Source organism: Qipengyuania pacifica (assembly GCF_019857205.1).
GTDB lineage: Bacteria > Pseudomonadota > Alphaproteobacteria > Sphingomonadales > Sphingomonadaceae > Qipengyuania > Qipengyuania pacifica.
Genome location: NZ_JAHWXO010000004.1, coordinates 213,445 through 226,768 on the forward strand (window position 1 = coordinate 213,445; position 13,324 = coordinate 226,768).

General features: G+C 60.5%; 11 protein-coding genes. 1 reads left to right on the forward strand and 10 read right to left on the reverse strand.

Going from position 1 to position 13,324, the window contains the following annotated elements; all coding sequences use genetic code 11:
* Positions 1 to 11: 11 nt before the first annotated feature.
* The 10 genes from KYK83_RS08395 to KYK83_RS08440 all read right to left on the reverse strand — a co-directional run bounded on the left by KYK83_RS08395 (position 12) and on the right by KYK83_RS08440 (position 11,439).
* Positions 12 to 2,942 carry a TonB-dependent receptor gene (locus KYK83_RS08395; RefSeq protein ID WP_222827892.1) on the reverse strand — a complete coding sequence of 977 codons (2,931 nt, stop codon included), beginning with the start codon at positions 2,940 to 2,942 and terminating at the stop codon, positions 12 to 14.
* A 201-nt stretch (positions 2,943 to 3,143) separates the two neighbouring features.
* Positions 3,144 to 4,169 carry a P-type DNA transfer ATPase VirB11 gene (gene virB11 / locus KYK83_RS08400; RefSeq protein WP_222827893.1) on the reverse strand — a complete coding sequence of 342 codons (1,026 nt, stop codon included), beginning with the start codon at positions 4,167 to 4,169 and terminating at the stop codon, positions 3,144 to 3,146.
* Between the two features lie 13 nt (positions 4,170 to 4,182).
* Positions 4,183 to 5,301 carry a TrbI/VirB10 family protein gene (locus KYK83_RS08405; RefSeq protein ID WP_222827894.1) on the reverse strand — a complete coding sequence of 373 codons (1,119 nt, stop codon included), beginning with the start codon at positions 5,299 to 5,301 and terminating at the stop codon, positions 4,183 to 4,185.
* Between the two features lie 15 nt (positions 5,302 to 5,316).
* Positions 5,317 to 6,087: a TrbG/VirB9 family P-type conjugative transfer protein gene (locus tag KYK83_RS08410; protein WP_222827895.1), complete on the reverse strand. Its 771-nt coding sequence runs from the start codon at positions 6,085 to 6,087 to the stop codon at positions 5,317 to 5,319.
* On the reverse strand, positions 6,084 to 7,262 hold the full coding sequence (locus KYK83_RS08415) for a TrbL/VirB6 family protein (protein WP_222827896.1): 1,179 nt from the start codon (positions 7,260 to 7,262) through the stop codon (positions 6,084 to 6,086). The genes KYK83_RS08410 and KYK83_RS08415 overlap by 4 nt, the downstream gene beginning before the upstream one ends.
* The gene (locus tag KYK83_RS08420) at positions 7,259 to 9,697 is read right to left on the reverse strand and encodes a VirB4 family type IV secretion/conjugal transfer ATPase (RefSeq protein WP_222827897.1); all 2,439 of its coding nucleotides are present in this window, start codon (positions 9,695 to 9,697) and stop codon (positions 7,259 to 7,261) included. Before KYK83_RS08420 ends, KYK83_RS08415 begins: the two co-directional genes overlap by 4 nt.
* Positions 9,687 to 9,971 carry a VirB3 family type IV secretion system protein gene (locus KYK83_RS08425; RefSeq protein ID WP_103024165.1) on the reverse strand — a complete coding sequence of 95 codons (285 nt, stop codon included), beginning with the start codon at positions 9,969 to 9,971 and terminating at the stop codon, positions 9,687 to 9,689. The genes KYK83_RS08420 and KYK83_RS08425 overlap by 11 nt, the downstream gene beginning before the upstream one ends.
* 1 nt (position 9,972) lies before the next feature.
* Complete coding sequence (locus KYK83_RS08430) at positions 9,973 to 10,272, reverse strand: TrbC/VirB2 family protein (RefSeq protein WP_222827898.1); 300 nt, start codon at positions 10,270 to 10,272, stop codon at positions 9,973 to 9,975.
* A 4-nt stretch (positions 10,273 to 10,276) separates the two neighbouring features.
* Positions 10,277 to 10,906: a lytic transglycosylase domain-containing protein gene (locus tag KYK83_RS08435; protein WP_248284343.1), complete on the reverse strand. Its 630-nt coding sequence runs from the start codon at positions 10,904 to 10,906 to the stop codon at positions 10,277 to 10,279.
* 149 nt (positions 10,907 to 11,055) lie between these two features.
* Positions 11,056 to 11,439, reverse strand: a complete 384-nt coding sequence (locus KYK83_RS08440; protein ID WP_103024163.1) for a hypothetical protein — start codon at positions 11,437 to 11,439, stop codon at positions 11,056 to 11,058.
* A 265-nt stretch (positions 11,440 to 11,704) separates the two neighbouring features.
* Here KYK83_RS08440 and KYK83_RS08445 point away from each other — a divergent pair, with 265 nt between their 5' ends.
* Positions 11,705 to 13,279 (forward strand): hypothetical protein, encoded by a 1,575-nt coding sequence (locus KYK83_RS08445; RefSeq protein ID WP_222827899.1) that lies wholly within the window; start codon positions 11,705 to 11,707, stop codon positions 13,277 to 13,279.
* Positions 13,280 to 13,324: the final 45 nt, after the last annotated feature.

A 13,324-nucleotide genomic window follows, 5' to 3' on the forward strand; every position in this document is an offset into this window, starting at 1 on the left:
TATGGGTGGTCTTAGAACTTCGCGCCGACTGCGATGCCGTAGCGCCGCGGATCAAGCGTAAAGATGTTGGTGAAATTACCCGATGAAGCATCCGTCACATACAGCCCGGTGACGGAATTGCTGTTGAAGATGTTCTGGACGAAGCCGCGAACGAACCAGCCATTATCGCTTCCATTCAATTGGATCGATGCATTCGACTGGACGAATGGTTTGATGCGGTTGACCCGACCGTTGAACACATTGCCAAACTGCTCGCCGGTAAGCGCGAGGTCGAACCGCGGCACGAGCGACATGCCGTCCCCGAATTCAGCAGTATATTGAACCCCGACCGACGCCTTGTATTCGGGCGCCTGCGGCAATCTGTTTCCACGCAGATTAACCTCTACGCCCGGGCTGAGGACATTGATGGGTCCGAGCGCCGCGAAGGCTGGATTTGCAGCCTGAGCGCTCAACACTTCGCAGATGCTGAACGCGCCGTTGGACGCGATGCCCCCATCTGCCGGAAATGGTCCAGGCCCCTGAAGGCCGAGCCCGCCATTGACCAGGCCGACGAACGTATTGGCACCAGCACCCGTTACGGCACACAGGGAGCCGTTCGAGATGTCCTTGATGATGACGGCCAGCGGATCGCCGCCCCCTGGATCGCGGGGATTGCTGAAGAACTGGTCACCGGCCACCTTCGCATTCAGGTAGCTGAGGTTCATGTTGATCACCCAGTTGTAACTCGGGCGCAAAATGCTTTCGAGTTCGAGGCCCCAGATGTTGGCATCGATCGTATCATTGACGGACGTCCGAGCGACAATGCGGCTGAGCTGCAGGTTCTTGTATTTATAATAGAAGCCCGTGAGATTGATCTGCGCTGCTCCATCGAGGAAGGTGTTCTTCGAGCCGATTTCGAAAGCGTCGATCTTTTCCGAGCCGAAGCTCTCGGACACGGCGAAGACCGGCGACAGCGGCGGATTGATACCTCCCGATTTATATCCCCGCGAATAAGAGAAATAGAGGCTGTTGTCGGGCGAGATCGCATAATCGAGCACCGCGCGTCCGGTAATCGCATCGAAACTGACGTCGCGCTGTTGCAGTAACTGGTTACCGTCCATCCCGGCATCGGCATCGAAGCTTCCGACGAAGGGCGAGGTAAACGGATCACCATTCCCGAACGGATTCAGGAAGTTTGCAAGAGTTGTGCGTGCCGATACCGACTTCGTATCGTCATTATAACGAATACCTCCGGTAAGGGTCAGGCTGTCGGTTATGTCGAAATAGACTTCACCAAAGATCCCGAAGCTCTTCAGTTTGAAGTCGGTCGTATTGTTCCGATACATCGACGTGGCTAGGTAGGACGGCGGGGCACCTGCCGCGAAGGCGGAAAACGTCCCGAGTATCCCGGTCGCATAATCGAGACCGAAGGAGTTTACGTAATAACTGTTCTCGCTGACATCGGTCTGCGCATAAATCCCGCCAACAAGGAAGTTGAACGGCCCGTCGAAGTCGCTCGACAGGATCGCTTCGCCGGACCACGCCGTCTGGTACTGGACTGACCGGTCGAATGCCAAAGGCGCATCAGAGCAAATCGAATTGCCTTCGTAAGCTCCCAGATTACCATCGTCATTGTCCGACGTGCACAGCTGACCATTGGGACCATTTGGAATAAGGGCTGCGGCGATTGGCGCAAAATAAGCGCTCGATCCGGGAATGAAAGCAGGGGCCGGCGCCGGCAGGCCAGTCGGCAGACCATTGGCAGCGAAGAACGCCAGCGTATTGAGCCCGGTAGCATAACCCGACCGGTCGAGAACGCCGAGGTTGTAATCCTGGCGCGAGTCTACGGTCGTTTCCTGATAGATGCCGGTCAGCGACAGGTTCATCGAGCCGAAGCCTTGGCTAAGATGGCCCTGCAACTGCAGTTCATCGGCAAAGTATTCAGGATCGAAGGATGTATTCACGGTACGAACGTCATTCGGTTCGTCGAAGTTCGCATAACCATCGGTGCCGTATACGCTGCCGAGGGCAAGCGCTTCCGGAATGCCCTGAATGCGGAAGAGTTCGACCGACGACAATACGGTTGCAAGCGTTGAGTTCGCGTTAGTCTTGTCGAAATCGAGGCGATTGTTGAGGCAGCCCAGCACACCTGTCGGATCGCGTTGGCAAGCCTGCTTCTGGATCCGCAGACGGTCGTCCTTTTCACGGAAATAGAACGCCATCAGATCGAGAGTGGTCGACGCGGTCGGTTCGAAGCGCAATGAACCGCGAACCGCGTACATGTCGCGCCCATCGATATCGCTGTTATCGTAAAGGTTGGTCGTATAACCGTCCCGGTTCAGATAGAACCCGGCAGCTCGCAGTGCGAGCGTGTCGCCGATCGGCACGTTGATCATGCCACGGGTTTTGATGCTGTTGTAATTTCCGTATTCGAAGTCGCCCGCCGCGGCGAACGTGCCGAGTTCCGGCTTGGCGGTGACTACGTTTACGACGCCCGAAGTGGCATTGCGGCCGAACAGTGTACCCTGCGGTCCGCGAAGCACCTCAACCCGCTCAAGATCGAAATATTCGGTTTCGAAGAGTCGGGTACCGAAGAGCGGCGAGCCATTGGTGTGAATGGCTGTCGCGCTGTCACAGGTAACGCCAACGCAAAGGTCGCCAATACCGCGAATGGTAAAACTTGAACTGGTGAAGTTCGATTTCGTGAAAGAGACGTTGGGCAGCGTAAGCTGCAAGTCGCTCGCGTTCTCGATCTGCTGGGCTTCCAGAGCTTCGGCATCGAAGGCGCTGACGGCGATGGGGACTTCTTGTAGCGACTGGTTTTGGCGCTGGGCGGTTACGATAATGACATTCGGACCGATACGGCGGCTATCAAGATCGTCATCTGGTGTTTCCTGTGCGAAAGCCGGAAACGAAATCGCGCTCGCGCAAATTCCCACGAGCAGGGAAGCCCTTACCCTCATAAACCCTCTCCTCTCCACATGGCCGTCTATTGCGGCCTATGGCCCCATAGTTATCACACATTCGTATGCACGCAAGCGATTGCGCACGATTGTTGCGCACATGCCCACATATTTTTGTCGAGTGTTGTTTTGGAGATCAGGCGTGGCGATACGCTTACGTTACGGAATGCTTGATTCCGAACGGTGCCAACAGCCGATTTTTCAGACCAGCGTCGCGCTCTCGGCTATCTGGGTGATACCGCGCCTGCCGGCTTCGTCGCGACCGAGCTGCACGAATACGTCGATCACGCTTGCCGAATAGGCGATCGTATCGCTTCGAGTGAGGCCGATTCCCGTCTGCATGACCATCAGCGACAATTGCTCCAGCGCGCCGCGCAGACTGTTCGCGTGAATGGTCGAAAAGCTTCCCGGGTGCCCCGTGTTGATCGCTCGCAGGAAGCTGACGCTCTCGGCACCGCGAAGTTCGCCCAGAACGATGCGGTCGGGACGAAGGCGCAGCGCAGCCTGAAGCAGTTCGTTGGCAGTCACCTTGGCTTCGCCCAGATCACCCTTCACGGCCACCAGACCGATACCGTTCTTGCCCGGCAATTTGAGCTCCGGGGTATCCTCCACGAGTACCACGCGCTCGTGTTTCGGGATCTCGCCCAGCATGGCGTTGAGGAATGTGGTCTTGCCGGTGCTCGTGCCACCCGAAACCAGAATGGTACGGCGCTGCCGGATCGCTTCGCGCAGAAAGGCTATCGGTTCGGCCTGCGCATCGGGCATGGGCCCCCGCTGCGACGGTGCGAGCGGCCCCGTGTCGTAGGCATCGAGAGGCAGGTCGAGGCGGCGGTGGCGGCGGATCGCCATCGCCCAGTGCTTGCGCGCCGCGGGCGGGCCGCAGAACTGGACACGCGCGCCGCCGGGCAGAGTCGCACCGAGCAAAGGGTGTTCGCGGTTGATCCCTTGGTGACTGACGCGGGCGACCTGTTCGGCAAGGCGCTGGATCAGCCGGTCGTCGATTTCGGGGCGAACGATGCGCTGCATGCCCCCGACACTGGCATCTTCCACCCAAACCTCGCCCGGGCCGTTCACCAGGATTTCGGTTACCGTATCCCGTTCAAGCCATTCCCGGAACGGCGCAAGGTAAGCGTCGAGATAGACGCTCCGTTCCCCGTGCAGATCGACGGGTGGCGCGTCGTCTTCCGGGTTGTCGTCCGGATGGAAGGGATGGATATCGGCGCTCACGATCGTGTCCGGCTCAGCTTACTGCCGAGAAGTCCAGATCACGCGCTGTGAAGATACGAATGGGTTCGCCCTGCCGGACGCGCACAGTCGGCCCACGCTGTCCGTCCTGCTGTGCCGCTGTTGCCGCTGCGGAGGAACTTGCGCCGCCGATCAGGACGCCTGCAGCACCGCCGGTGGCCAGCGATCCCACGCCCCCCACGACGGACAGCAACATTGCCGAACCGAAGCGTTTGAAAAAACTGGCGCCCGAAACCTTACCGGCGAGGCCGGTGGTTCCGTCGAAGCCTACAGCCGGCGAGGCGAGATTGACCGATGCCCCGTCGGGACGGATCAATCGTGTCCAGATGACATAGGCGCGCCTCTGGCCGTTCTGCAGTCCCGATTGATACTGCCCGATCAATCGGCTGGATCGCGGTACGAGCACTTTGGTGCCATCGAAGCTGCGCACATCCTGGCTGACAACCGCCCGGACATATCCCGGCACATTCGTGTCGATCGCGGTTTCGAGGATAGCGGGGATTAGCGTACCCTGCGTGACGGTTGTCGTTGGACTGACCATGGCCCTCGCTTGGGCCGGTGCGCCGCCCACGCCGCCGATCCGGCTGGCGAAATCGTTTGCCGAACCGCCGGAGGTCCCCGCAGCCGCCGTTTCACCGGCGACGGCCGGCTCCGCGGCCGCCAGCGTAGCGGGGGAGTTGCCCGCATCGTAGACAACCGTCGGATTGGAATACGGATTGCTGGCAAGACCGGGTTCGGGCTGCGCTGCCAGCACAGGTTGAGGTGCCGGGTCGGGCCGCGGTGTGGCAGCAAGCTGCTCGTTCGGCTGATTTGTCGCTGCGGCAGGGGCTGCTGCGGGCGGAGGCGGCGCTTGCACGGCCGCTGCCTGACCGCCTATCCCTTCCGATGGGGCAACACGGGCGGAATTCATACTCCACAGCGTGACAAGGCCAAGGCCCGCGACCACTGCAATACCTGCAACGAGACCGAGCGCATCGGATTTGCCCGCTGGCCGGGCGACTGCAGGAAACGAATTGCGCTGCGCAAGATCGATGATCTCTGCATCGGTGTCGTCCCGAGGATCGACATCGTTGGCAATATTTTCATTGCCCGGCTTCTTTTCGGGCAGTCGCATGGCAAGGCGCATCGGTTACTTCCCTTTCGAAGCGAGGGCCGGGTTAACACTCGCTGTGGCTGCAGGCCGTTCGGGCCCGGTATTCGTGAGCTGGGCACTATCTTCGCCCGCTCGCAGAACGAGCGTGCGCGGAACACCGTCGACAACGATGGTATCGCCGCGAACGGTAAAGTTGACGGGGCCTTCGACACCCTTGCTGTTGACGACCAGAATTGCCGGAACGTCTTTTCCAACCGGCCAGGTCAGGAATGTCGCTGTGCCGTCGTCATAGGTGTTCTCGGGAAGGAGCTCGGGATCGCCCGAAGCACGCCAGGCGAAATTGAGATCTGCCGGATCAACCACAGCATATGGGTCATTCGCCGCCTGCTGCTCCACGGCATTCGGGGCTGCGGCCAGTTGCACTTGCTCTTCCACGGGCTCGTCCGGATAAGCGAAGCGCATGAGGTAGAGCGGCTTTGCGTTAGGGGTGGCAACAAGGTCGAAAAGATAGGTTCGTTTGCTCGTCACGACCGTGAGATTGGTCGAGGCACGCGGTTCGAGCGGTTTCACAAACAGGATGTTGGCCCGCTTGTTCGGGGTTACTTGCCATGTCGCACTGTCGCCAATGGCGACATTCTCGATGACCTCGTCATCGTTGAACATGATGCTCGCCTGCACCGATACGCGGCCATCGATCCGAACCACTTTTGCTTCGTCATACATCACTTCGACGAGGCGGGAATCCTGCGCCGCAACGGGCGCGGCGATCAGGGCGAGAGAGAGCGCGGGAATAATCGCGCGGGTCATGCGTGTTTCTCCATCGAACGGTCGAGGGCTTTTGGTGTGGCGGATTTGAACCTGCTGCCGATGCCGGAACCGCGCGCACGGGCCTTGCTGGCGATCGATTGCTGACCGGATCCTGAAGACGTCGCGTAAACTTTGGTAACGCGAGAACCTCCGCTGCCACCGGACGCCCCGCTATCGTTCGCCGCATAGGCAGTGGGGACGGCGGACACGTCTATCCTCCGGGCCTGCGAACTGGCCTGATTGGCAGCCTGTGCCTGGGCAAGTGCGGCAGCGCTCGGTGCGGCTGCTTGTGAATGCTGGGCGACCGAAGGTTTATCGTCCTTTTCGGATACCAGCCCGAAAACGGTCCAGCCGGACACCATCGCCCCCGCGACCTTCAGCACCAGTATCATCAACGCTACGTGGACAGCGCCGATCATGAAGAAGCCCATGGCTGCCTGTGGATCGACTTGCCCGGGTGTGGCCGTCAACGCACCGAGGATGGGAACAGCCAGTTCGAGCATGACGCTCCCGCCCAGCACCGCAAAAAGCGGGGCCAGCGCGCACATCGTGAGCCCTTTTATCCAGCCCGTGAAGAGACCGCGGGTGCCATTGAACAGCGCCATCACGACGAAAAGCGGCCCCAAGGCGACGAGGACACCGAGTGCAATCTTGGTCGTTACCAGCAGGCCGACCGTACCCAGCATGAACAACATCGCACCGAGCCACATCATCCCTTCGGGCGAGAATGCGGAGAAGTCCTCGTTACCCCCACTTGCTTCCTGAATGGCGATGAACACCACATCGATCTTCTGGGCGAACACATCGGTGGCAGAGCCACTGGTTCCGGTAAGAAGGCCTGCGAGATAGTCCGGTGTCAGCACCGCGAGGTTCCAGACTACGCTCTGGTACGCAATCCAGCTGGTTGCGAAGGTCAGCACAAGGCCGAGCGTCATCATGCGGGGGACGAGCGAGCGCACGCCGATATTGGCGCGCCCGGTGAGCAGGGCGAATGCGAAGAGCGCAATGAAGAGGGTAAGGACGAGCGTCAGCACCATGCTGAGCTGTCCACCGGAAGCGAACAATCGGTTGAACGCAGCGGCACTTGCCTCGCCCGCCACGCAATCCACACCGCGCAGCGCGGCGGCTACGCCATTGCCGACCTGTTCGGCAGCCTGCTGGCAATTGGCGCTCATTCCGCGGCCAGACCGAGGGCTTCGATCCCGGCATCTCCATGATCATTCGCCCCGCCCGGCCATTTCGTGCCGGTCAGTGCAGGGAACCATTCGCGCGGCGCATCGCCCAGCGCTTCGCGCAGCAGATCTAGCCGGCGGACGGAACTCTCGCGGCCTGAAAGCAGTGTCAGCACTTCGGGCGCGCCCGACAGGTCGAGCCGGACCACCACACTCGCATCGGGCTGGCGAACGAGGAAGCAGCGGCTGTGTGCCGGCAACGTACGGATCAGGGCAAGCTCGTGTTCGGTCAGGCCGAAGCCATCGCAATAATCCTCTGGCCGCGCGCGGCTATTGGGCATGAACACCATGGTCGCGGTCTGCTCGACCAATGCGGTGGAAATGCGGCTTTCCAGCGCGTCCCGGGCCGATTGGGTGGCGAAACCGACCAGCGCGTTGCGTTTGCGCAACGTCTTGAGCCAGTCTCGGATGCGTGCCGCAAAGACTTCGTCATCGAGCGCTTTCCAGCCTTCGTCGATGAGGATCATGGTCGGCTTGCCGTCCAGCCGCTCCTCGATCCGGTGGAACAGGTACATCATGGTGGGCGTGCGCAGGCGCGGATTTTCGAGCAGCGCCGTCATGTCGAAGCCAAGAACGCGAGCGGTCAAATCCAGCCGGTCTTCGGCATTGTCGAACATCCAGGCATGCTCACCTTCGCCGATCCAGGCTCCCAGCCGATCCGCCAGATCGCCCGGTTGCGGGCGACGACTGCCGGAAAGCAGTTCCTTGAAATGACGCAAGCGGCGCAGCGACGCATCGTTGGCATAGGTGGCATCCACCGCTGCGGCGATGGTCTGTTCCTCTTCGGGACCTTCGGCCTTAAGCAGTACGCCAAGCCAATCGCGCAGGAAAGCCTTGTTGCCTGCCGTGTCAGGCAGAGCGAGAGGATTGAAGCCGGTCGGTTCGCCGGCACGGATGCTGTCGTACCGGCCCCCAATACCGCGCACGAACAGCTCGGCGCCGCGATCCTTGTCGAACAGGATCGTGCGCGGGCTGAATTTCTGCGCCTGCGCAGCGAGGAAATTCATGACCACCGTCTTGCCCGACCCCGAAGGACCGATGACCGAAAAATTCCCCAGATCGCCGTGGTGGAAGTTGAAGAAGAACGGCGTCGCGCTGGTCGTTTCCAGCAGCGTTACGGCTTCGCCCCAATGGTTGCCCTGCGCCTGACCGAGAGCAAAGCCATGCATGCTGCCAAAGCTCGCCATATTGGCGCTGGATATAAGCGCGCGGCGCACCAGATAGCTCTCGTTGCCCGGGAACTGCCCCCAGAAGGCGGGTTCGAGATTGGTGTCCTCGCGTACGGCTATCGCACCGGTATCGGCAAGAGCCGCGGCGCAGGCTGCCATGGCATCGTCCAGTCGAACGAGATCGCGTTCCTTGACCATGACGGTGAGGTGATGGTCGCCAAACCCGACCGCGCCATTGCCAAGCGCATCGCGCGCAGCCAGCATATCGGCTCGTTCCGCAGCCGCTTCTTCATCCGCACTCTTCAATCGGCGAATAGCCAGATCCATGCGTTCGCGGGCAGTCTGCCGTTCGGTCGGGGCATAGCTTTCACTCACCACCATTTCGAACGGCAAGCGCAACAGGCTGTCGAGCAAGCCCGGGCTCGTCGCTTCGGGATAATCCTTGAGCCCCAGTACTGCAGCGAAGTCGGGCGAACCGGATCCGCGCATCTCGATCGCATCAAGACCGAAGCTGACGCGGCGGTATGGCAGCATGTACCCGACATCGACATCGTCCGCCGGTTTGCGCACCGGGCGCATCTCGCCATTATACAGCGCGCTCAGCAGCTCGAGCATTTCCGAATTGATATTGCCCTGCGGCCCGACGTAATCGGCCAGCGGCGTCGCTCCGTACGCCTGCAATGCGGCGACCAGACCTTGCGACGCAGCGCGCAGGCTTCGCAGATCCTTGGGATCGGCCTCCAGCCTGTCGCCATCCTTGCGGCGAAATTTCTTGCCGACACGTTCCACAAGCCCCGCCTTGCCGCGGGCAGGACGACGGATGAGCGTAATGAACTGATCGTTCACGAACAGCTGTCCCGAACCGAGCCGCTCGCTCCAGCGTTCATCGATGTGACGACTGATCGGATCGGGAAATTCAGCCGCAAGCTCAACGGACACGCGGCGACGGATGACGTGGTGATACAATACGAACCGCGCATCGAGGGTCGAACGCAATACGACCTCGCGTGTCGCGGCATGCGCGTTCAGCGCTTCACTGTCCTCTGTCTCGAACAGTAGGCCCGGCACCTGGATCGCGGTCATGACCGATCCGTCGCGCAACAGCAGCGTGCTTTCGTCGATCAGGCGAACATAGGGCAGACGGTCGCCGGCTCGCGCTTCCTTTGCGCTCCAGGCAGCGGCGCCCTTCCATTTGTCGTTACGCGGCATAGGAATTGCACCCCCAGCGCTTGTAATTCTTCACCCGTGGGCATTTGCTGACCTTTGTGATCCAGAGGTCGAAAATACGCGGTTCGCGCAGGCAGGCGAAATAGCCGATGCCATGCATCACAGCGAAGACCAGCAGTGCAAGCCAGCTGCCGGTGATCAGAAAAGCTTCGGTCGTCACCATCCCGTTGATGATGAAGTAATTGTACGTCACGCCTGCAAACATCTGCGGGCGCGTCAACGCGCGGTGAACGGGATGGCGGACGAGCGCGGTCATCCTAGCTGGCCGCGCCCTGAATACCGGCGACAATCGACGCTGCACCGAACAGGATGAAGACGCCGATGATGACGGTGGCGCCGAAACGCCAGTTAAGGCGGCCGGTCAGCATCATGAACCCGACGGCAGCAACAGCCATGACCGCCACGGCCGTGGCGACATTGCCGAGCAACGTGCCCTGCAACCAGCCGAGTGCTGCCACAATGGGGCCCGATCCGGCCGGATCGGCACCCTGCGCAAACGCTGCGCTCGGCGTCAACAGAGCGGCAAGAGCTGCCGGAACGATAAACTTGCGACTCAAGTAACTACTCCCGTGAGTGGTCAGAAAGACGGCCCATGATGGCCGCCACATAATGCTGGGTTTCGCGAATGCGCGGAATGCCGTTGGCGCGGATAACGCGTCCGGGTCCGGCATTATAGGCCGCCAGTGCCTTTTCCAGATCGCCGTCGAACCGGTCTAGTTGTTCGCGCAGGTAACGCGCCCCACCTTCGAGATTGGCGAACGGATCGTTCGGGTCGACACCCAGGTCGCGTGCAGTGCCCGGCATCAATTGCGCGAGCCCGCGCGCGCCGACAGGCGACACCGCATTCGCACGCCAGCGGCTTTCCTGCCAGACGAGAGCTTCTATCAGTGTCGGGCTGAGATCGAAGCGCGCTGCAAGTTCGGCGACCTTGGCCTGATAACCCTGGGGAACAAGGCGCGCATGCTGGCCGGGATCGGCCACCGCGATATCGGGAACGAAAATATCAGCCGGAACTTCTGAAGTGGGTTCCGCAGAGATCAGTTCGGTTGGCGCAGCAGGAAGCGCGGTGCTTCCGCCGGTTACCCAGCGCGCTCCGTCCGCGTTAATCTCCATGACATCCGCCTTCACCGGGAAAGCGATCAGCGCCGCGCAGGACAAACCTGTCACCAGCGCCAAGCGTGCTAGAATCATTGCACCCTCCGTCCGGCCCCCATGAGCATACTACATGACAGGCGAGTGACACAAAACTGAATATCCGGGAATGTGTCGACGGGACGAAAGAATAAAGGCCCGTGCTCGCCGGAGCACGGGCCTAAACAGCTTTTCGGCTTCTGTAAAAGTTAGCGTAACGACAGGGCGTAATAGCGGGCGAACTCGCCTTTATCGAGCATCGCCAGCGCCTTGCGCGCGAGATGTCGCGAATCGACCCAAGCACCGCCCGCGGTCTGCAGTTCGACACTGTCGCGGGCCATAGCGGCGGTTTTAAACTCCGCCCGCGCGGCATCGTATTCGCCTGTCCGCGCAAGCGCGATGCCATGATTGATCAACCGGGCCGGATCGTTTTCGGCCAGCTCATCGCAGTTCTCGATAGCTTTGCGGGCAGCGGTATTCTCGTTCGAAACCAGCTCTTCATACCCGACATCGTAATCGGCCTGTGGGCCTGCGACGGCTTCGACAGGACCCTGCGCTAAAAGGGCCAGCGCAATGCTCGTGATAATTGCCATGACAGCTCTCCCTACTCTCGTTGCCAGAGCAGGAATGCCTCACCGCACGGACAATCGCAACAAAACTGTAACATTGTCATATTTCTGCAATCATCGCGGTAGCCGGGGCATTTTCACAGCGTGCTCCGATGCGTCGCAATATCTGTTGAAACTGCAACATAACGGTCATCTACCGACACAAACTGTCACACAGCGTCCGTAGCGGACGAGTCGCGATCAAGAGTTCGCAACTCGATTCTTCCGGTTTTTGAGGGGACCGCTACCCGTGACAAATTTTCACCGTTCGCTCGTACTCGGCTGCTCGGCTCTGGCTCTGGCCAGCTGCGGCGCCGACGAAATCGTCTCGCCCGGCACTGGCGGTGACATCATCATCAACCCGCCTGCCACGCCTGCGCCCACCCCGGCACCGACGCCGGCACCGACTTCGGGCCCGGTAACCGCTGCGGCAGAATGCCCAACGATTTCCAATCCAGCGGGTCTCGCCGATGACGGCACGGAAACCGGTCCAACCGGCGAATACCGCGTCTGCATTTTGCCTGCAGTTTTCAGCGCCAGCACCACGCTGCCCTTCGTGGAAGGCCTGGTATATCGCATGAACGGCCGGGTCGATGTCGGCACCGACGGTGGCCCCACTGCCACGGCGAATGATACGAATGTCGAACTGACGATCGAACCCGGCGCAATCATTGTTGCTTCGGGATCGAGCTTCCTGAACGTCAACCGCGGTAACACCATCCAGGCCAACGGCACGGCTACGCGCCCCATCATCTTCACGTCGACGAACAACGTGACCGGCGTAGATCTGAACCAGGATACTTCGGGTCGTTGGGGCGGCGTTGTCCTGTCCGGCCGCGCCCCCGTCACCGATTGTATTGCTCCTGGCGCGACGCCTGGCACCACAGCTTGCGAACGTCAGGTCGAGGGTGCAGCGCAGCCGGCTCTGTTCGGCGGCGCCACTGCAGATGATAGTTCCGGCAGCATGACTTTCGTCCAGATCCGCTATTCGGGCTTCGTCCTCTCCGGCGATAACGAACTGCAGTCGCTTACCACCGGCGGCGTCGGCTCCGGAACCACGCTCAATAACATCATGAGCTACAACAGCTCGGACGACGGCGTCGAATTCTTCGGCGGCGTTATGAATGTTTCGAACCTGATCGTCGTCGGCGCGGAAGACGACAGCATCGACACCGATACGGGCGTGAAGGCCAATCTGCAGAACGTGATCGCCATCCAGCGCCCTGGATTCGGTGATACGATCATCGAAGCGGACTCCTCCAATGGCCTCGAAGAAGACACACCGCGTCAGAATGTGAAGATCTCGAACGCGACCTTCATCGCCAACAGCGGTGTTGGTGATCAGGCCATCCGCATTCGCGGCTTTGCCGATTTCACCATCGTCAACTCGGTTCTGGTCGATCAGTCGGGCAACACGCCGTGCCTGCGGGTCGACAATCCCGAAACGCTCAACCGCGCTGCCAATGCCAGCATCGACGAAGCTGGCCCGGTCGTCTTCAATTCGTTCGTCCTCGATTGCGCAACGGACTTCCGCGATGGATCGGGCGGTGTCACCCCCGCAGACGTTCAGACCCGCTTCAATGCTGGTTCGAACAACAATGCGGGCTTCACCAACACGCTGTCGATGACCTTCATCAATGGCGCGAACGAAAACGGTGTTGCGGTATTCGATCCGACTTCGCTTGGTTCCTTCTTCACGCTTCCGACCAATATCGGCGCCGTTTATCCCGGTAACAATACTTGGTTCCAGGGGTGGACCTGCAACTCGGCAACGGTGACCTTCGATACCGCGGTATCCGATTGCACCAGCCTGCCGATCTACTGATCTGAACACATGGCGGCCGGGCAAACGCATTTGAGCGTCCCCGGC

Excerpts from the sequence above, each read along its gene's own strand:
- KYK83_RS08395 (WP_222827892.1), bottom strand. The coding sequence starts at position 2,942 with ATGAGGGTAAGGGCTTCCCTGCTCGTGGGAATTTGCGCGAGCGCGATT.
- KYK83_RS08405 (WP_222827894.1), bottom strand. The coding sequence starts at position 5,301 with ATGCGACTGCCCGAAAAGAAGCCGGGCAATGAAAATATTGCCAACGAT.
- KYK83_RS08410 (WP_222827895.1), bottom strand. The coding sequence starts at position 6,087 with ATGACCCGCGCGATTATTCCCGCGCTCTCTCTCGCCCTGATCGCCGCG.
- KYK83_RS08415 (WP_222827896.1), bottom strand. The coding sequence starts at position 7,262 with ATGAGCGCCAATTGCCAGCAGGCTGCCGAACAGGTCGGCAATGGCGTA.
- KYK83_RS08420 (WP_222827897.1), bottom strand. The coding sequence starts at position 9,697 with ATGCCGCGTAACGACAAATGGAAGGGCGCCGCTGCCTGGAGCGCAAAG.
- KYK83_RS08425 (WP_103024165.1), bottom strand. The coding sequence starts at position 9,971 with ATGACCGCGCTCGTCCGCCATCCCGTTCACCGCGCGTTGACGCGCCCG.
- KYK83_RS08435 (WP_248284343.1), bottom strand. The coding sequence starts at position 10,906 with ATGATTCTAGCACGCTTGGCGCTGGTGACAGGTTTGTCCTGCGCGGCG.
- KYK83_RS08440 (WP_103024163.1), bottom strand. The coding sequence starts at position 11,439 with ATGGCAATTATCACGAGCATTGCGCTGGCCCTTTTAGCGCAGGGTCCT.